This is a genomic window from Paenibacillus sp. 2RAB27, assembly GCF_052115445.1.
Taxonomy (GTDB): domain Bacteria; phylum Bacillota; class Bacilli; order Paenibacillales; family NBRC-103111; genus Paenibacillus_E.
This window is the reverse complement of the sequence record NZ_JBFRGR010000028.1, coordinates 14287-33234: the sequence shown is the minus strand read 5'-3', so window position 1 is coordinate 33234 and position 18948 is coordinate 14287. Positions and strand designations below refer to the sequence as shown.

The window sequence follows — 18948 nt, the reverse complement described above, 5'->3', positions numbered from 1 at the left end:
ACGATTATTTTAATACCATTTATCCTTATGAACATGCTGCATAGTGTACTTCAAATTACTAAGGCCCTCAAGGTAAATCATTGCTTTTGTAATGTTTTTTATTTCCTCTAGGTCATTTGTGCCTCCAATAGCTCTAATATTAAAATGACCAAGCTCTAACCGCTCCACGAGATCTATTACCTCCATTACCTTGGATTTAAATGCTAAGTAATCCATATATGGAGTACTTCTACTTGCCCGCTTCTCTTCTTCAAAAACCTCCCTTGCTGTAGGAGCATATACAGGTACTTTAATGTTGACTGCTTCCTCTTGTAGTTTGTCGGTAGGTACAAATTTCGCAGCCCTTCCACTATTATCTTTAATAATAAATTCAGGATATCGCTTTTCTAGATCCCATAACGATGATCTATATTTCCCGTGCCCTTGACCATCTGGTGGAATTGATGCTTTTAATTCTTCCTCTGTTTTAAATTTTAAATCAGCCAAGCTTAGCCCTTTTGGAAATTTTACCAGTATTTTCAATGCAGCTTTACGAATAATCTCAGAAGCTGGTTTTTTCACTATGGTTTCTCCAATCATTCAATATACAACTAAGATAACTTAGTTAATTAGAATAGTCAATAAATTAACCTTTAAAAAAATCACTGAATCTCAAAAAATTATTAAAGAGATAGAAGAGTTCTTTGAGACCAGATTAAACGTCTTGTAAACTAAAATGAGCCAGTCTGAATTTATTCGGATTCTGGCTTATTTCGTTTTGTGGATGCAATTTCTTGTGGGGTGGAAATTCCAGTTGCTCATCCCGAACAATTATTTAGTTTCTATATTTTGTATATATTACTTTCGAATATATTGATTACATTTACTTTTGTAGTACATCCAGCTTCTCAATAGCAAAAATCCACAACCTCATTCGGTTGTGGATTTTGCATGTGGAAGTAATGGGAGTATTGAAATGTCCATCTGCTCACCGATGACTACCCTAGTGGTACATTTCAATGCCGTGCTCCCTCCGCTCACGCTCCAGTCCGTGCGGGCGAACCCTCGAGGGGTTCAACTCCTAATCACCCATACAAAAGAAAAAGCACCCTCAATGGGTGCGTTCTTCTTTGTATGGAGGTGAGGGGAGTCGAACCCCTGTCCGAAAATATTGCCACACAGGCATCTACGGGTGTAGTCACAGTTTTGATGTCACCCGAGCATCGCCCCGTAACCGGCTATGCGTTGGGTCAGCCTGATTGTCTTCCTACGTCCGACCCCAGGCGGAGACCAAACGTCGTATCCCACTATAGTTGAGCCCCTATCCCAGTCACATGGGCGATGCTGAGTAGAAGCACGCTAACAGGTTATTAAGCTGCTAAAGCGTAGTTGTTTTGTGTTTTGCCATTTAATAGGCTTTAGCGTTTTATAGTGGACGCGGCCCCACTACCCGCAACCCGCGCTCAAACTATCCCCGTCGAATCCAAGAACACCCCCGGATTGCCTTCGTAACCGTCAGAGACGGTGAAGGTTAAAAGGACAAGCTGTAGAGCCAAGTTACACTTGAAATCTCTTCGTTACATTTACTAGTATACCATTAAGCTGATGAAATATGAACACTAGGTTCATGGAAGACAAGGTGTTACCTTCCAATACACCCAAGCTATCTGGCAATCTTCTGCTTCTCACGCAATGCGCGTTGAATATCGCGCTGTGCATCTTTCTTGGCAGCAGACTCACGCTTGTCGTATTGTTTCTTCCCTTTACCAATGCCAATAAGAAGCTTCGCGTAGCCATTCCGGATGTACACTTTCAATGGAACGACCGTATAGCCTTCTTGCTTAGCCTGGCCTAGTATTTTGGCGATTTGTACTTTCTTCAACAATAGCTTCCGCGTCCGTGTAGGATCTTCCGGATTGCTGCGGTTCCCTTGTTCGAAAGGGCTAATGTGCATATTATGTACAAATGCTTCGCCATTCCGAATCGTCGAAAAGCTGTCGCCAATGTTGGCTTTACCTGCCCGTAAGGATTTGATCTCCGTGCCAGTCAGGACAAGACCGCATTCATACGTATCTTCAATGAAATAATCGTGTGAAGCCTTTTTATTCTGAGCGAGTAGTTTGCCATCAGCCTTTTTAGTTGCCACGTGAGATCCTCCTCCCGCACGCTAAAATGCAGGTAAATCTTGCTACAATGTGCAACCTATTGTAGCAAGATCAAGCCCGAAAAGCAAGAAGCGGCGACTATCTCCGCCGCTTCTTGCTACCATCGCCGTCGTCGCTCCGGCGACGACCGCCCTTGGCGAGCGCGTTCACGCCGCTCGCCCAATCCATGCCGCTGCGCTCCGATGCAGCGCTACCGCCACCGCCCGCTTGGGCTTCGCCCCCAAGCGAAACCCCACGGCCACGCTCGCCGCCTTGGCCAACCCCGCTATCAGTCCGCCCTGCGCCGACTGACTGCAATCGTTGGCGCAAGCTGCCGCCTTCGCCAATCTTTCCGCCTTTTTCGCGCTTGTCGCTCCAAGGCTTACTACCACCCTTGCCGCGGCGTGATTTCCCTTGACCTGCTGAATTACCTTGGAAGGCTCCACCTTGACCTTCACCAGTTCCAATACCAGCAATGTTCTCTGCTTTGCCATCTCCACTTCCAGCAAAGCCCTCAGCTCTTTTTTGGCCCTGCCCCTGGCCGCCCTTACCCCTAGATCTTCTACGACCTCTCTCTGTTCCTGCCGCGCCCTCTGTACCAACAGCGCCTTCGGCAGCCCCGGGAGCAGCCATCTCGATCCGACGAGCAGCACCATTATCGCCACGCCCACGCTTCTTCCCTTGACCTGTCCCTGAGTCTCCACGTGTCCCTGGATTCCCGGTTGTTTGGTTCGCAGTCCCACCTTGCCCAACCACAGGTTGCGCCTTCGCAAAGCCACCTTTACCTTTGTACCCGCCTTTGCCCTTCTCAGGTCTACCGTTCGTTCCACCCTTGCCCTTTTCTGGCCGACCAGATCTGCCGTTATCCGACTTACCACGGAAACCTTTAAACCCGCCTGCACCTTTGAACTTGCCTCCACCACCGCCGCCGCGGTTAAATGCCCCCTCTTTGCGAGGCTTCATATCCAACAATTCAAAATCAATCGTATGATCTTCCATACTCACGCGCGCAACGCGCACCTTAATGCTGTCGCCAAGTCGATAAATTTTGGAGGTACGCTCACCAATTAGAGCATGTTGCTTCTCATGATGATTGTAGTAATCATCCGTCAAATCACTCAATCGAATTAAGCCTTCAACTGTGTTGTCTAACTCAATGAACATACCGAAGCCCGTCACGCTCGAGATAATACCCTCGAACTCCTCACCAACTTTATCCAGCATGTACTGTGCTTTCTTCAAAGCTTCTGTATCACGTTCTGCATCAACAGCAACACGCTCACGCTCGGAGGACTGCTGGGCAATATCGTTCATACGCGAAGCTAAATAATCATGTCGTTTATCTGGAAGGGTGCCACCATTCTCCAACACTTCACGAATAACCCGATGGATAACCAAATCCGGATAACGACGAATCGGTGAGGTGAAATGGGAATAAAACTCCGCAGCTAGGCCAAAATGGCCCAAACTCTGTGCATCATACTTAGCCTGCTTCATTGAGCGCAGCATCACTTTACTAATCACGGTTTCTTCCGGTGTTCCCTTAATATCTTCTAACAAAGCCTGCAAGGAACGCGCATGAATTGCCCCACCTTTACCGCCACGCATCGCATAGCCAAAGGTTGTAACGAACTCCATGAAGTTCATCAATTTCTCGGAATCCGGATCCTCATGCACGCGATACAAGAACGGCACTTTCAACCATGAGAAATGCTCAGCAACCGTCTCATTGGCGGCTAGCATGAACTCCTCGATCATCATTTCAGCGACAGAGCGCTCTCTTTTGACAATATCAGTTGGCTTACCATCCGCATCTACGAGGATCTTAGACTCTTCAAAGTCGAAATCAATCGCACCGCGCTTCATCCGTCTGGAACGCAATCTAGCTGCTAGTTCTTCCATCCGTTTGAAGTCTTCCATTAAATACGCATATTTCTCCACGATTTCTGGCTCTGCCTCACCTGTCAGCAGCTTGCGTACATTCGTATAGGTCATTCGTTCTTTTGTTTTGATGACACTGGTGAAAATCTCATGATTAACGACCTTCAAATCCGCGTCAAATTCCATTTCACACGACATGGTCAACCGGTCTACTTGCGGGTTCAACGAACAAATCCCGTTCGATAAACGGTGAGGCAGCATCGGAATCACACGATCGGTCAAATACACGGAGCATCCGCGATTGTAAGCTTCAATATCAAGTGCCGTACCTTCTCGCACATAGTAACTCACATCGGCAATATGCACGCCAAGTCGAACGTTCCCATTGTCCAAAAGCTCCACATTCACAGCATCATCCAAATCCTTGGCATCTTCACCATCAATCGTTACAATGGTTTTCGCACGAAGATCACGACGACCTTGCCCGATGATTTCTTCTTCTGTAATCGAATCTGGCGCCGCTTCTGCTTCCGCCAAAACTTCTGGTTGGAACGCCTCCGGCAATTGATGTTTGCGTATGATCGCCAAAATATCGACACCTGGATCATCCTTATGACCCAGAATCTCAATCACTTCACCCTCAGCCGCGGAACGGCCTTCTGGATAATTCACAATTTTCACGACGACCTTTTGTCCAGAGACTGCTCCCATAAAAGCATGCTGCGGGATGAAAATATCTCTTGTCACCCGTTTATCATCTGCAATGACGAAGGCATACGTATCTTGGCTTTGAAAAACGCCAACGATCTGCGAGTTCGCCCGTGTAATCACACGTACAACTTCGCCTTCTAGACGGCCGCCGCCTTGGCTGCGCGATGTGACTTTCACGAATACGATATCGCCGTTCATCGCTGTATTTAGGTCGTGTGCATTAATGTATACGTCCGGGTGTTCACGGTCTTCAGGAATTAAGAATGCAAAACCCTTCGCATGGGCCTGCAGCTTGCCTCGCACCAAATTCATCCGTTCAGGAACGCCATAACGATCATTGGGGCTCCTTACGATATGGCCGCTTTCTTCTAATTGATTGAGCATTTTTATAAAATCCTTAAACTCATTCGCACTGCCAATTCCGAAGTGTTTCTCAAGTTCTTTATAGGACATAGGCTTATAAGCCTCTTCTTGCATCAAACTTACGATCTCGTTCTCTTTTATCATATACACTCTTCACCTTCTTGTTGTTGTTCTAGTCCGCCGTTCTCATGTCCCTTAATCCATAGTATGCCGTTTGCAGCGAAAGGATAAACGCAGAAATATCCGCATATATCTGCTCCCGCTCTTGATCTAGCAATAAACCATGGGAGGATTCCTTATAAAAATGCAATTCCGATACCTGTGACCCGACGCTATTCCGTAGATACACTGCGCTGTTAGGATGGACGATTCCATCCTTATTTCCTTGCCCGATCCAGATCGGAGCATCTACCCGCGGTAGCAATTTCTTTACTTCCTTGACTAACTTTCTTAAGCTGACGACACAGCGAATCGGCGTTTTGGTATATGCACATGACTCGTCCAACAATGTGGAGATCTTCTTGGGTTTTTTCTCTATGTAAGGCAATACATACTGCATAACTCCAGCTAGCGCCAATTTCCTTGTCGTAAAGAAAAACGGTGTAGCCAGTGAGATAATGCCCGCAGCAGCGCGTTCTCCCCCCAATTTCAAAGCAAGGAGTCCGCCCATCGAATGTCCCATGATCACAACTCGCTTGCAGCGAGCGGCTAGCTCATCGTAACTCTCCAGCACATGCCCATACCAATCCGTCCATCCGGTGCGCCTCATATCCTCAGGCGAAGTGCCATGCCCTGGCAATCTGAGCGCTTGAATCGTGTACCCTTCGTCTCGCAAGATATAGCCAATTCTTCTGAATTCCGAAGGTGATCCTGTGAAGCCATGAATCATCAAAATGCCTGTTCCCTGCTTCTCGCCATGCCCTTTCCAGTAGAAGGGCTCTGTCGACCTATAAATCCGCTCTTCCTTAATGATGACTCATCCTTTCACCAACACTTATACAAAAATGAAAAAACAGCAGGAGTATAGTTCCCCTGCTGTTATCGTTTTATGTGTGTTAGCTTTTCACTACGTATGCTACGACAATAGAAAGAATAAAGAATGCAGCAGCAAGACCCATTGTTGCACGGGACAAAAATAGTTCCAAACCACGAGCTTTTTGTTTACCAAATAAGTGCTCAGCGCCACCGGAAATGGCACCGGACAAGCCTGCGCTTTTCCCTTTTTGTAAAAGGACAATCGCAATTAATCCAACCGAAGCTATGATTAACAAAATTTTCATAAAGATTAACATATTAGCACCCCAATTGCCGATTCTTTGCCTTATACAACTAGCATAAGTATTTTAACATAGTTCGTCCAGGAACACAACAAAACGGCCTAAACGAAGCATCAGCACCTAGTCGCGATATGACCCCATCGCAGTAGGCCTACTACTTGCATTTCTAGCTCTCTTGCTTCGCCCTAAGAAGGCACCAACCGCTTGCTTCGCACACCACAGCGCGAACAGCGTAAACCCGATCGCCCAAACAATGGCAGGTATCCCTGTGTGGTTGGCCAAATTACTCGCATCACCAGCACTCCGGCTGTTTTGCAACGCATATACGATCAGCGAGCCCGGGCCGAACACCGACTCCTCCAAGCATAAGAACGCCAGCAGCAGGTAGTAAAAATCGCGCAGCCACTTCGGCGCGAGCGCCAAAGCCAGCACGGTCATAAGAATAAAACCGAGCAGGAACGAAACGCCGAAGCTATTCCGTACGAACAGCACCAGTGACAACGCAGACAGCGCCGTCATCACTTGCAATCCCAGCTTCTGCTTGCCTCTAGCGTACGCCGAGAACAAAAACCAAGCAAACAGCGAGGCGGTCATATATCCCGCCAGCGAGACTGGGATGACCGCCCATGACTTGGTCATGGACGAGTAGGTGACGCCGCTGTGATCCCTGTACAGCTCGATGTACATGACCTTGCCGGACAGCGCAAGTGTCGCAACTGCATGCCCGAACTCATGTACCATCGTGTCCAGGTTCCGAAAAAATGAGGAAGGAATCCAGTGCGTCAGCACCGCGGAGCCTATTAGGAACAGGATCGTTTTTACCCAGTTGCTCAAAAGCATAACCTCCCTTGCATTGGACGACTTTACCCTCATTATACGCCAAAACGGGCAGGTGTAAGCCACCTGCCCGCCATATCATTACATACGGATGTATTACTTGAAGTTTCTCAAGTTGTAGAATGCTTTTTTACCAGCGTATTGAGCAACAGTGAACAACTCGTCTTCGATACGAAGAAGTTGGTTGTATTTCGCTACGCGGTCCGTACGGGACGGAGCACCTGTTTTGATTTGACCAGCGTTTGTAGCAACCGCGATGTCAGCGATTGTGCTGTCTTCGCTCTCACCGGAACGGTGGGAGATAACAGCTGTGTAACCAGCGCGTTTTGCCATTTCGATCGCATCAAAAGTCTCAGTAAGCGTACCAATTTGGTTAACTTTAACCAAGATGGAGTTACCGATGTTTTCTTCGATCCCTCTGGAAAGACGCTCAGTGTTCGTAACGAACAGATCGTCACCAACGAGTTGAATTTTGTTACCCAATTTCTCAGTAAGCAATTTCCAACCTTCCCAATCGTCTTCGGAGCAACCATCTTCAACAGTGATGATTGGGTATTTATCAACCCATGCAGCCAAGAAGTCAACCCACTCAGCGGATGTGAAGGATTTGCCTTCGCCTTCAAGGTGGTATTTACCATCTTTGAAGAACTCCGTGGAAGCAACGTCCATACCCAAGAATACGTCAACACCTGGTTTGTAACCAGCGTTTTCGATAGCTGTAAGGATTGTCGTGATGGCTTCTTCGTTGGATTTGAAGTTAGGAGCGAATCCGCCTTCGTCGCCAACTGCTGTGTTAAGGCCTTTTTCTTTCAATACGGATTTCAAGCTATGGAAAATCTCAGCGCCAATGCGAAGAGCTTCTTTGAAAGTTGGAGCGCCAACTGGCAGAACCATGAACTCTTGAACGTCAACGTTGTTGTCAGCATGTGCCCCACCGTTGATGATGTTCATCATTGGAACTGGAAGTGTTTTGGCATTGAATCCACCAAGGTAAACGTACAATGGCACGTCCAAAGCGTCAGCAGCTGCGCGAGCAACAGCCATGGAAACAGCTAGAATTGCGTTAGCTCCCAATTTAGCTTTGTTAGGAGTACCGTCAAGCTCGATCATTTTGTTGTCGATGCCAACTTGATCAAGAGCGTCTAGACCGATGATTTCAGGAGCGATGATTTCATTTACGTTCTCAACAGCTTTCAGAACGCCTTTACCAAGGTAACGACCTTTGTCACCATCACGAAGCTCAACAGCCTCGTATGCGCCTGTGGAAGCGCCTGAAGGGACGATAGCACGGCCGAAAGCGCCGGACTCTAGGTATACTTCTACTTCAACCGTTGGGTTACCGCGGGAATCCAATACTTCGCGTGCGTAAACATCAGAAATAATTGTCATTGTGATAAAACACTCCTTCAATAAAATAAGTTTAGTTTTACTTGTTTACAATTGTTGTGCCGGTCATTTCTTCCGGAAGCTTTACTTCTAAGAAGTCTAGCATCGTTGGTGCAATATCTGCCAGAATTCCGCCATCTCTTAGTGTAACAGATTTGTCTGTCACAATAAAAGGCACCGGATTCGTTGTATGTGCTGTGTTGCGTGAGCCGTCTGCATTCGTAACGACATCGGCATTTCCGTGATCCGCTGTGATGCAGACTACGCCGCCTTTAGCTAGAATAGCTTCGACTACTTTACCAAGACACTCGTCTGTCGCTTCAATTGCTTTGACCGTTGGCTCCAGCAATCCAGAGTGACCTACCATGTCAGGGTTGGCAAAGTTCAAGATGATCACATCATGACGCTCCGCTTCTACTTCTTTAACCACTGCGTCTGCCAATTCATAAGCGCTCATTTCCGGTTGCAAGTCATAGGTAGCAACCTTCGGTGAAGGAATCAACAAGCGAGTCTCGCCTGGCAATTCAGCATCACGACCACCGCTGAAGAAGAACGTCACGTGCGGATACTTTTCAGTTTCTGCTGCGCGAAGCTGTTTCAAACCGTTCTGAGCCAACACCTCACCAAGCGTGTTATCGAGATTTTTCGGTTTGTACGCTACGAAACCGTCTACAGACTCGCTGAACAGCGTAAGACAGACGTAGTAGAGGTTTTTAGCGACTTTAGGACCACGATCAAAGCCGCGGAAGTCTTCATTCGTAAAGACCTGCGAAAGCTGAATCGCGCGGTCAGGACGGAAGTTAAAGAAGATCACGGCATCGCCTGACTCTACAAGTCCTACCGGCTGACCATCATCACCAACGATAACCGTTGGCATAACGAACTCGTCATAGACGGATTTCTCGTAAGACTCCTCGATCGCTTTCATCGGATCCGTGTAGGTTGGGCCATCGCCATACACCATGGCGCGGTAGGATTTCTCCGTACGCTCCCAGCGTTTGTCGCGGTCCATCGCATAATAGCGGCCTTGTACAGTCGCAATTTTGCCTACGCCGACTTCTTCGATTTTGCTCAAAAGACTCGCCATATACCCCTTCGCAGAGTCTGGAGCCACGTCGCGGCCGTCCAGGAATGCGTGGATGTAAACGTCATTGAACTCTTCTTTTTTCGCTAATTCCAATAGAGCAAACAAATGTTGAATGTGACTGTGTACGCCGCCATCAGAAAGTAAACCGTACAGGTGCAGCTTCTTGCCGTTCTCTTTGGCATGACGAAGTGCGCCGACAATCGTTTCATTATCGTAAAATTCACCATCACGAATCGATTTCGAAATCCGCGTCAGATCCTGATAAACCACACGGCCAGCGCCGATGTTCAGGTGTCCTACTTCAGAATTTCCCATCTGGCCTTCTGGCAAACCTACAGCCTCACCACAAGCCGTGAGGGTTGTATGAGGGAACGTAGACCAGTAACGGTCATAGTTAGGCTTTTTGGCATGAGCAACCGCATTCCCCTGCTCTTCCGAGCGGAGTCCGAAGCCATCGAGAATGATGAGTGCTACCGGTTTCGGTCTGGACATGTTACTTCGCCCCCTGGACGAGTTGGATGTAGGAAGTGGACTCAAGGCTCGCTCCGCCTACAAGTGCGCCGTCAATGTCAGGCTGTGCCATATACTCAGCGATGTTGTTCGGCTTCACGCTGCCGCCATATTGGATGCGAACTGCATCTGCAACTGCTGGGCCATAAAGACCGCTAACCAAAGTACGGATATAGCCAATTACGTCTTGTGCATCTTCCGCAGTGGAAGATTTACCTGTACCGATCGCCCAAATTGGCTCATAAGCGATAACGACTTGTGCTGCTTGCTCTGCACTCAGACCAGCGAAAGCTGCTTCTGTTTGTACTTTACAAACGTCTTTCGTTTGACCCGCTTCACGCTCTTCCAACTTCTCGCCTACACAAAGAATTGGTTTCAAGCCGTGTTTGAAAGCCGCAACGACTTTCTTGTTCACGATTTCGTCAGACTCAGCGAAGTAAGCTCTACGCTCGGAGTGACCGATGATGACATACTCAACGCCAAGGTCTTTCAGCATTACGCCGCTGATTTCACCAGTGAATGCACCGTTATCTTCAAAGTGAAGGTTTTGTGCGCCAACATGAACGTTAGTACCTTTTGTAGCTTCAACAAGCGCAGGAAGGTTTGTGAAAGGGGAGCAAATAACGCTCTCCACGCCTTCTACTGTGCTGCCTTTTACTTCGTTCACGAAGCTGATTGCTTCGGAAACGGTTTTGAACATTTTCCAGTTACCCGCGATAATCGGTGTTCTACTCATGAGTTAAGGCTCCTTAAAGTTATTCGTCAGAATAACTGACGTCGAAAGCATACGCTTGTGTATGAAAAATAATTTCTTATTTGTCGTTAAGTGCTACTACACCTGGCAATGCTTTACCTTCCATGAATTCCAAGGAAGCGCCGCCGCCTGTGGACATGTGGTTCATTTGCTCAGCCAAGTGGAATTTCTCAGTTGCAGCAGCGGAATCGCCACCACCGATAACTGTGTAACCTTCCGTGTCTGCACATGCTTGTGCTACTGCACGTGTACCGTGGGAGAAAGGCTCAATTTCGAATACGCCCATCGGTCCGTTCCAAACAACAAGTTTGGATTTTGCGATAACGTCTGCATACATTTCACGTGTTTTCGGTCCGATGTCAATGCCTTCCCAATCTGCAGGAATGCTGTCAATGCCAACGATTTGCGTGTTCGCATCTGCGCCAAATTTATCAGCAACAACGATATCCACTGGAAGCAAGAAGTTAACGCCTTTTTCTTTGGCTTTCGCAATAAAGCTAAGCGCTAAATCAAGCTTCGAATTGTCCAGAAGTGATTTACCGATTTCATAGCCTTGTGCTTTCAAGAATGTATAGGAAAGACCGCCGCCAATCAAGACGTTGTCTGCAATGTTCAGAAGGTTCTCAATGACTGCAATTTTGTCTTTTACTTTGGATCCACCAACGATCGCTGTGAAAGGACGCTCTGGGTTGTTCAATGCTTTACCAAGAACATCAAGCTCTTTCTCCATCAAAAGACCGGAAACAGCTGGGATATAAGCAGCAATGCCTGAAGTCGAAGCATGTGCACGGTGAGCAGCACCGAAAGCATCATTCACGAATAGATCAGCTAGATCAGCAAAAGCTTTTGCCAATTCAGGATCATTCTTCTCTTCACCTTCGTTGAAACGAACGTTTTCAAGCAAAAGAACGTCGCCATTTTCAAGCGCATCAACTTGTGCTTTCACGATTTCACCAACGGATTGATCCGCTTTGATCACGTTTTGCCCCAGAAGCTCAGCCAATTTCGCAGCAACTGGTGTTAAACGAAGCTCTTCAACCACTTGACCGTTTGGACGACCAAAATGCGCAGCAAGAATTACTTTAGCGCCTTGCTCAACTAAGAATTTAATCGTAGGAAGCGTTTCTCTGATACGTGTATCGTCAGTGATTTGTCCGTTTTCTACAGGCACGTTGAAATCAACGCGAACAAATACTCTTTTACCAGCTACTTCAACATCGCGAACACTTTTCTTATTCATCGTAAAGGCCTCCTAAAAGTTTTCGTCAGAAAACTGACTTCGTAAGCATTAGCTCTGGCATGTATGGTTATCTACCGGTTCTATCTTTTTCCATGTGTAAATCGCACATAAAGAGGAGAATCTCTTCTCCCCTTCATGTGGTTTTCCAGTTGATGAATTATGAAATTACAGACCTTTTTTCGCGATGAAAGCTACCAAGTCAACAACGCGGTTGGAGTAACCCCACTCGTTATCGTACCAGGAAACAACTTTCAACATGTTGTCGCCAACTACCATTGTGGACAATGCATCGATTGTCGAGGAAGCTGGGTCACCATTGAAGTCGCTGGATACAAGTGCATCTTCTGTGTAGTTAAGAATGCCTTTAAGAGGGCCTTCGGAAGCTGCTTTCAAAGCTGCGTTTACTTCGTCAACAGTTACGTTAACTTTAAGCTCAACAACCAAATCAGTTACGGATACGTTAGGTGTAGGAACACGCATTGCCATACCGTTCAATTTGCCTTTAAGCTCAGGAAGTACTAGACCGATTGCTTTTGCTGCGCCAGTGCTGGAAGGAATGATGTTCTCAGCTGCTGCACGAGCACGACGAAGGTCTTTATGTGGAACGTCTAGAACGGATTGGTCATTTGTGTACGAGTGAACAGTTGTCATCATACCTTTTACGATTCCGAAGCTATCGTTGATAACTTTCGCGAAAGGAGCTAGACAGTTTGTTGTACAAGAAGCGTTGGAGATGATTGTGTGTGCAGCTGGATCGTATTTGTCTTCGTTAACACCAAGTACGATTGTGATATCTTCGTCAGAAGCTGGAGCGGAAATGATAACTTTCTTAGCTCCACCTTTCAAGTGAAGTTCTGCTTTTTCTTTCGCTGTGAAAATACCAGTGGATTCGATTACGATTTCAGCGCCTACAGAAGCCCATGGCAGATCCCCAGGGTTACGCTCAGCAAAAACTTTGATGGAACGACCGTTAACGATCAATTCGCCTTCGCCAGCTTCAACTGTAGCGTCTAGTTTACCGTGAGTAGTGTCATATTTAAGCAAGTGAGCCAATGTTTTAACGTCTGTCAAATCGTTAACTGCTACGATTTGTACATCTGGGTTGTTCAATGCTGCGCGGAATACGTTACGACCAATACGTCCGAAACCGTTAATACCTACTTTTGTTGTCATCGTCATTTCCTCCTAAGATTACATAAATATTATATTTCAAAACGCAGCCATGAATGGCTTACGTTATGATGGCAACTTTCAGCTATACATGCTTCATGATTTCTAAGGCAGCTGCTTCATCTGTAACAAGTACATCTTCTTGCCCATGTCGTAGTACAGAAGCGATCGCTTCCCCCTTGCTCTTCCCGCCAGCAACACCAATCACAACCTCAACACGCTGCAGATCTTCCAGTCGAAGTCCGACTGTCGGCATCTTATGAACCACATTTCCTTGGCGGTCAAAATAATAACCAAGCGCCTCAGCAAGTGCACCATCAGCTCTCAGACTGCTCGTAGTATCATTATCTACTTTACGTCTGCGTGCCATGACCATAGCATCTCCGATACCATGTACAACAATGCGACAACTGCGCACCGCGTTTACAACTTCCTGAATCTGTGGATCTTGAATCAGCGATTGATACGCTTCTTCCCCAAGATGATCTGGCACATGCAGCAACCTGTATTTCCCGCCAGTTTTCTTGGCCATGATGGAAGCAATCGTGTTCGCTTGCATATCCACACTTTCACCAAGTCCTCCACGTGCAGGAACGAACCAACTACCTTTCATCGAAGACGAGATAGCTAGGTTATTAGCGATCTGAGCCATGGTCGACCCACCTGTTACCGCGATGATATCATCTTTGGCGACATATTTACGCAAGGCGGCCGCGCCAGCGCGTCCAAGCTCTTTCTTCGTAAATACGGAAGTGTCGGAATCCCCAGGTACGATAATCACATTGGAGATGTGAAAAGCTTTGGCAATGCTATCTTCCAGATCTGTTAAGCCAAACGCCATCTTAATGATCGGCTGCATGTCTTCCAGCAGTTGACGACCAGACTCGCTGATCTTCATGCCGCTTGCGTCCGACTCCAGAAGCCCTAGCTCCTTCAGGAAATCGACTTCACCGCGCAGTACGCGCTCCGTCATGTCGAGTGAGGACGCTAACGTCCTTCGTCCGACAACACCGGAGACCAAGATGTGTTGCAGAATCGAGTAGCGTTTCTTCATGATGTCCATAAGATCAGGCATGAGCTGTTTCTGAATGTCTAGAATCTCTCTCATAGGACGACTTCCAACGCTCCCGATCCAATGTAGGACGTTTTTTGTCCCAGGTATACATTTTATGTCCCACCCGGGTGAAAAAAAAGTTCCTTGCACAATTCCGTATTTCGTTTCTCGTTTACAGTTCTTATTATAACCATTTCCTTCGCAACATTCAACATTTGTTCAAACATTTTTCTCCAAATAGGCCTGTAAGGGCTTACCATCTTGCTTTTTATGGAAAGCTGACTTATAATAACCCTTGCTTCACTTTTTCTACTACTATGCGCCCGTGGTCCAATGGATATGACGTAGGCCTCCGAAGCCTGAGATAAAGGTTCGATTCCTTTCGGGCGCGTCCAACAAATCAGCTACAAGAGTTACGGTTTAATCGCCAAATCAGCTCTGAAGCTGATTTTTTTTGCGTTTAGTTTGACCTTTCTTGACCTTCAGACGTTTTTTCGTTATCATACTTGTAGATACTGTAAATAGTATGTACCCAATAGTAGGTAATCCAACCCCAAGGAGGTCATTCTCATGAGTTTTATTCCTATGGTCGTCGAACAGGACGCGCGCGGTGAAAGAGGATATGACATCTACTCTCGCTTGCTGAAAGACCGCATTATATTCTTAGGCACGGGTGTCAACGATGTTGTGGCGAATTCCATCATTGCTCAGTTGCTCTTCTTGGCCGCTCAAGATCCTGATAAAGATATCTCGCTTTACATTAACAGCCCAGGCGGCTCCATCACAGCCGGTATGGCGATCTTCGACACGATGCAGTTCATCAAACCAGACGTATCCACGATCTGTGTAGGTATGGCCGCTTCCATGGGTGCATTCTTGCTCACTGCTGGTGCCAAAGGCAAGCGTTACGCGCTTCCGAACAGCGAAGTCATGATTCACCAACCACTTGGCGGCGCAGAAGGTCAAGCCTCTGATATCGAGATTCGGGCTAAGCGTATTTTGAAAATGAGAGATAACCTGAACACCATCCTAGCAGAGCGCACGGGACAAACGTTCGAGCGCATCGAGAAGGATACGGACCGTGATAACTTCATGAGTGCTAAAGAAGCAGCCGAATACGGACTCATCGATAAAGTCATCGAGCGCGTCTAATCATTTCATACATGAAAAAACCAGCCTGAACTTCATTGCTCACATGAGCTTTGATGTTCGGCTGGTTTTTTTAATTCATCATTTCTTCTCATCCAATGGGTAGAAAATCAAATCAATCGGGAACGCTGAGCCCGCGGGAGGCGTAAACTCAATATCTAACGCATCTTCCGTACCTGTCGTACGTGCCAGTACTACCAAGCCATCGAAGGCCGTAATGACACCGGAATACGGTACAGGAATGATTTCACCGTTGATTTTAAACGGCCCTTTAAACACGCCGCCTCTAGCCATGATCATCACAGCCATTTTGCGAGGCTTATCCGCATGAATTTTGTAGACGACGCCGTAATTACCACCATTCTCTACGACTTGCTTACGCATTACGTCGTAGCCTTTGACGAATGGATCCGTCTTATTATCTCCGATCGTTAATCTAGAGGCTTTCGTAAAGCTCGTGGCATCAATTTTCCATTCAATTTCGGAAACAGGGAAAGTACCACGAACATGACCGTTAAAGGCGAGTAAAGGCAACTCCTTCACTATCGTTGGCGTCAGCATTTTATCCGTTGCGATAAAGGACATTTGAAGCTCGCCGTCTGTTTCGACATCATAGAACAAATTCACGCCTTGCCCTGGATAGAAATCAGGTAGCTTCGCATAGACATAACTTGCATGAGGCGGAACCGTCATTGTATCCGTGTAAACGTTGTTTAGAAGGAAATCAACCGAAGCTTCGCTGCCGATCAAATTCGCATAAACGGAAGGGTAGACTTCGCCTTTATTTGTTGTTTTAATCGTAACCGGCTTATCTGTGTTATTTGTTGCAAAGATGGCAAATGTCATCTTCTGTTGCGTGCCATTGATATGATCCGCGTATAAGCGCCCTTTACCATTAATATTGTCTTGATACAAAATACCGCTGCTCGTGAATTCTTCTGGACTGTCGCTAACAAGCAGCGTACGTCCTTGTACTTCTTTCACGTCTTTCGGAAGCATCGCTAACTCGTTAAAATGGGACCAAATCGTCGTCCAGTTCGTTTTGATGAACCCGCCAACTGGTTTCATATATATCGGGTATTCAACTTCTGACAAATACGGTTCATTTACAACAGTAACAAAGCTTTTGAACAACTTACTCACATGACCATGGCCATCCTTAACCGTTAAAGTTACTGGATATTGGCCTGCTTTGAAGAATGCTTCTTGTTTCCCTGTCCAATCGAAAGACACGATACCCTCTGCATCTGGATCATAACTCAAATCCAAATACTTAACAGGCTCTCCAAGCCTGTAGGTAGGCTTCGCAGTGGCGAATTTGGCAACTGGGCGAGAATTACTATCTTGATCGATGTAGATGCCCTCTGGCGCTTTAAAATGCACGATCTCTACACGTCTTAGCTCGCTATTGTAGGTATACTTTGCACCCATGTAATCAGCCAACCATGTCAGCTTCACAAGCAACTTGCCATTCACGATAGCGGCTACGGATTTAAAGGGTACATCCACCCCATTCGTTGTCACCGTCTTATGATCGGGATCAAGCACGATGTTGTAACCTGGAGGCGCCATTTGAATGGTACGGGATAAATCATTCCATTCTACTTGAAATCCTAATGTATCACCCAGGAACTTGGCTGGAACAAAGGTGCTTCCATCAATGATGGTAGAGGGGGATTCTAGATGGATTTGCTCTTGATTTACGAAAGCTTCTGACTTGTCGATATAAAGTAAAATAAAGGACGAACTTGTTGATACCGCATGCGCGGCTGGTGCAGTAATCGTACTAACTAGAAATACGAGTACAGCCAGTAAGGCAATCATTTCTTTCTTTACTACATTCATTTCACTTCGGCTCCTTCTTCAAGCTTGGGATAGGGGCGCTATTTGGAAATACAAATAGCCTTATCCATCACGACCACGTTTATTAGACGTAGCCAAATGAAAAAGGTTGCCCCATGCCACTATTTGTTAACAATTTTGACACTTTTAGAAAGTTAGCGTTTTACTTCTACAATGCAAAAAAGCCCCCTCGAAAGGTAGGCTTTTAAAGGATTATTGGTTTTCCAACTCTTCCTTACTGACTAATGTGACTAAAGCGTTTACAGCCTGCTCTGCATCCGAACCTTCTGCACTTATGAAGACTTCGGTCCCTGTGCTGATCGCAAGACTCATAATTCCCATGATGCTCTTCGCATTCACTTTCTTCTCATCTTTCTCAACAAAGATCTCCGATGAAAACTTATTCGCCTCTTGAACAAACAATGCCGCAGGTCTGGCATGAAGTCCTGTTCTCAACTTCACAACGACTGGACGTCTGGACATGGAACTAATTCCCCCTAGTGTGGAGCTTATATGGATTACTATTAATAACAGCGTTTACCTTATGTTTTAATATTATAGCATTTTTCCTTCAAGTACACTAGAAAAAATGCGAAAAACTTATACAAGCGTTGTACAGCCCCGACTTTCCTACGAATTCCGGTGTTTTTCGGCTAATTCGTCTATTTTCCGCAGGCGATGATTCACACCTGACTTGCTGACACTGCCCGAAAGCATGTCGCCAACTTCCTTCAAATTCAAGTCAGGATGCGCAAGTCTAATCTCCGCAACCTCTCTTAACTTCTCAGGTAAGCTGTCTAGACCGATCTCCCGCTGCAACAATCGAATATTCTCGATTTGTCTGACGGCTGCCCCGATCGTTTTGTTCAAGTTCGCCGTTTCACAGTTTACGATGCGATTAACGGAATTCCTCATATCCTTCATAATCCGGACATCCTCGAAGCGCAGCAGCGCCTGATGGGCCCCAATGATATTGAGAAACTCGATAATTTTCTCGCCTTCCTTGATGTACAGCACGAACCCTTTCTTACGTTCAATGAATCGGGCGTTTAAGTCAAACTTATTCGCAAGCTGTGTTAAAGCTTTGCAGTGCTCTTCATAAATCGAAGCAATTTCCAAGTGATAGGAAGATCCCTCCGGGTTATTGACAGAACCGCCAGCCATGAAGGCTCCTCGAAGATAAGCACGCTTGCAGCAATTGCCGCGAATAATGTCCTTGTTAATCCCCGTCGTAAAAATAAAACCTTCCGAGACGATCTTCAAATCACTGAGCAGTTCCTGTACTTGGCCAGGCACCCTAACAATGTACACATTATTCTTCTTTAGACGCATCTTCTTACGCACGAGCAACTCCGTGTGTGTATTATACGTCTTCTTGATCAGCGAGTAAATTCGCCGCGCAATCGCTGCGTTCTCCGTGGATACATCCAACACGACACGCTGGCTTGTTAACTGAACAGCGCCATTCATTCGAATGAGCGCGGACAGCTCCGCTTTTTCACAGCATGACTCCGAATCATTAATTAATGTTAATTCTTTTTTGGTTGTTGCCGCAAAGGACAAG

16 protein-coding genes, 1 tRNA gene and 1 other RNA gene are annotated in these 18948 nt (G+C 46.5%); 2 read left to right on the top strand and 16 right to left on the bottom strand.

The features are described from left to right. Positions 1-9: 9 nt before the first annotated feature. The 13 genes from AB4114_RS27340 to AB4114_RS27280 all read right to left on the bottom strand — a co-directional run bounded on the left by AB4114_RS27340 (position 10) and on the right by AB4114_RS27280 (position 14447). Positions 10-561 carry a hypothetical protein gene (locus AB4114_RS27340; RefSeq protein ID WP_441991291.1) on the bottom strand — a complete coding sequence of 184 codons (552 nt, stop codon included), beginning with the start codon at positions 559-561 and terminating at the stop codon, positions 10-12. Positions 562-1111: 550 nt separating this feature from the next. Beyond that, positions 1112-1476, bottom strand: a transfer-messenger RNA (tmRNA) gene (gene ssrA / locus AB4114_RS27335). Positions 1477-1642: 166 nt separating this feature from the next. After that, positions 1643-2125 carry an SsrA-binding protein SmpB gene (smpB, locus tag AB4114_RS27330; protein WP_028555549.1) on the bottom strand — a complete coding sequence of 161 codons (483 nt, stop codon included), beginning with the start codon at positions 2123-2125 and terminating at the stop codon, positions 1643-1645. A 97-nt stretch (positions 2126-2222) separates the two neighbouring features. Continuing rightward, positions 2223-5222, bottom strand: a complete 3000-nt coding sequence (gene rnr / locus AB4114_RS27325; protein WP_441991290.1) for a ribonuclease R — start codon at positions 5220-5222, stop codon at positions 2223-2225. Positions 5223-5250: 28 nt separating this feature from the next. Further along, on the bottom strand, positions 5251-5967 hold the full coding sequence (locus tag AB4114_RS27320; RefSeq protein ID WP_441991329.1) for an alpha/beta hydrolase: 717 nt from the start codon (positions 5965-5967) through the stop codon (positions 5251-5253). Positions 5968-6133: 166 nt separating this feature from the next. After that, positions 6134-6370, bottom strand: coding sequence for a preprotein translocase subunit SecG (gene secG, locus AB4114_RS27315; RefSeq protein ID WP_056611230.1), 237 nt, complete (start codon positions 6368-6370; stop codon positions 6134-6136). Positions 6371-6475: 105 nt separating this feature from the next. Then, positions 6476-7189, bottom strand: coding sequence for a M50 family metallopeptidase (locus AB4114_RS27310; RefSeq protein WP_441991289.1), 714 nt, complete (start codon positions 7187-7189; stop codon positions 6476-6478). A gap of 99 nt (positions 7190-7288) precedes the next feature. Continuing rightward, entirely contained in the window at positions 7289-8581 is a 1293-nt protein-coding gene (eno, locus tag AB4114_RS27305; RefSeq protein ID WP_056611239.1) for a phosphopyruvate hydratase, read from the bottom strand. A 37-nt stretch (positions 8582-8618) separates the two neighbouring features. Further along, a complete protein-coding gene (gene gpmI / locus AB4114_RS27300) occupies positions 8619-10157 on the bottom strand; it encodes a 2,3-bisphosphoglycerate-independent phosphoglycerate mutase (protein ID WP_441991288.1) in 1539 nt (512 codons plus the stop codon). Between the two features lies 1 nt (position 10158). Beyond that, entirely contained in the window at positions 10159-10911 is a 753-nt protein-coding gene (tpiA, locus tag AB4114_RS27295) for a triose-phosphate isomerase (protein WP_441991287.1), read from the bottom strand. Between the two features lie 76 nt (positions 10912-10987). Next, positions 10988-12169, bottom strand: coding sequence for a phosphoglycerate kinase (locus AB4114_RS27290; protein ID WP_441991286.1), 1182 nt, complete (start codon positions 12167-12169; stop codon positions 10988-10990). A 165-nt stretch (positions 12170-12334) separates the two neighbouring features. After that, positions 12335-13342, bottom strand: a complete 1008-nt coding sequence (gene gap, locus AB4114_RS27285; RefSeq protein WP_065851307.1) for a type I glyceraldehyde-3-phosphate dehydrogenase — start codon at positions 13340-13342, stop codon at positions 12335-12337. Between the two features lie 82 nt (positions 13343-13424). Continuing rightward, complete coding sequence (locus tag AB4114_RS27280) at positions 13425-14447, bottom strand: sugar-binding transcriptional regulator (protein ID WP_171629332.1); 1023 nt, start codon at positions 14445-14447, stop codon at positions 13425-13427. A 265-nt stretch (positions 14448-14712) separates the two neighbouring features. Between AB4114_RS27280 and AB4114_RS27275 the strand changes: the two genes are divergently transcribed. Beyond that, positions 14713-14784 (top strand) — tRNA-Arg (locus AB4114_RS27275). A 179-nt stretch (positions 14785-14963) separates the two neighbouring features. After that, on the top strand, positions 14964-15545 hold the full coding sequence (gene clpP / locus AB4114_RS27270) for an ATP-dependent Clp endopeptidase proteolytic subunit ClpP (protein WP_028555559.1): 582 nt from the start codon (positions 14964-14966) through the stop codon (positions 15543-15545). Positions 15546-15623: 78 nt separating this feature from the next. Here the strand turns inward: clpP and AB4114_RS27265 are convergent, their stop codons facing one another. The 3 genes from AB4114_RS27265 to whiA form a co-directional block, all read right to left on the bottom strand. Beyond that, a complete protein-coding gene (locus AB4114_RS27265; protein ID WP_441991285.1) occupies positions 15624-17387 on the bottom strand; it encodes a stalk domain-containing protein in 1764 nt (587 codons plus the stop codon). 210 nt (positions 17388-17597) lie between these two features. After that, positions 17598-17867 (bottom strand): HPr family phosphocarrier protein, encoded by a 270-nt coding sequence (locus AB4114_RS27260; protein WP_028555561.1) that lies wholly within the window; start codon positions 17865-17867, stop codon positions 17598-17600. Between the two features lie 147 nt (positions 17868-18014). Beyond that, positions 18015-18947: a DNA-binding protein WhiA gene (whiA, locus tag AB4114_RS27255; protein ID WP_056611259.1), complete on the bottom strand. Its 933-nt coding sequence runs from the start codon at positions 18945-18947 to the stop codon at positions 18015-18017. Position 18948 lies beyond the last annotated feature (1 nt).

What these genes read in the sequence shown, in the direction of transcription:
- rnr (WP_441991290.1), bottom strand. Translation starts at nt 5,222, where the DNA reads ATGATAAAAGAGAACGAGATCGTAAGTTTGATGCAAGAAGAGGCTTAT.
- AB4114_RS27260 (WP_028555561.1), bottom strand. Translation starts at nt 17,867, where the DNA reads ATGTCCAGACGTCCAGTCGTTGTGAAGTTGAGAACAGGACTTCATGCC.
- AB4114_RS27280 (WP_171629332.1), bottom strand. Translation starts at nt 14,447, where the DNA reads ATGAGAGAGATTCTAGACATTCAGAAACAGCTCATGCCTGATCTTATG.
- clpP (WP_028555559.1), top strand. Translation starts at nt 14,964, where the DNA reads ATGAGTTTTATTCCTATGGTCGTCGAACAGGACGCGCGCGGTGAAAGA.
- gpmI (WP_441991288.1), bottom strand. Translation starts at nt 10,157, where the DNA reads ATGTCCAGACCGAAACCGGTAGCACTCATCATTCTCGATGGCTTCGGA.
- secG (WP_056611230.1), bottom strand. Translation starts at nt 6,370, where the DNA reads ATGTTAATCTTTATGAAAATTTTGTTAATCATAGCTTCGGTTGGATTA.
- AB4114_RS27265 (WP_441991285.1), bottom strand. Translation starts at nt 17,387, where the DNA reads ATGAATGTAGTAAAGAAAGAAATGATTGCCTTACTGGCTGTACTCGTA.
- tpiA (WP_441991287.1), bottom strand. Translation starts at nt 10,911, where the DNA reads ATGAGTAGAACACCGATTATCGCGGGTAACTGGAAAATGTTCAAAACC.
- gap (WP_065851307.1), bottom strand. Translation starts at nt 13,342, where the DNA reads ATGACAACAAAAGTAGGTATTAACGGTTTCGGACGTATTGGTCGTAAC.
- AB4114_RS27320 (WP_441991329.1), bottom strand. Translation starts at nt 5,967, where the DNA reads ATGATTCATGGCTTCACAGGATCACCTTCGGAATTCAGAAGAATTGGC.
- AB4114_RS27290 (WP_441991286.1), bottom strand. Translation starts at nt 12,169, where the DNA reads ATGAATAAGAAAAGTGTTCGCGATGTTGAAGTAGCTGGTAAAAGAGTA.
- eno (WP_056611239.1), bottom strand. Translation starts at nt 8,581, where the DNA reads ATGACAATTATTTCTGATGTTTACGCACGCGAAGTATTGGATTCCCGC.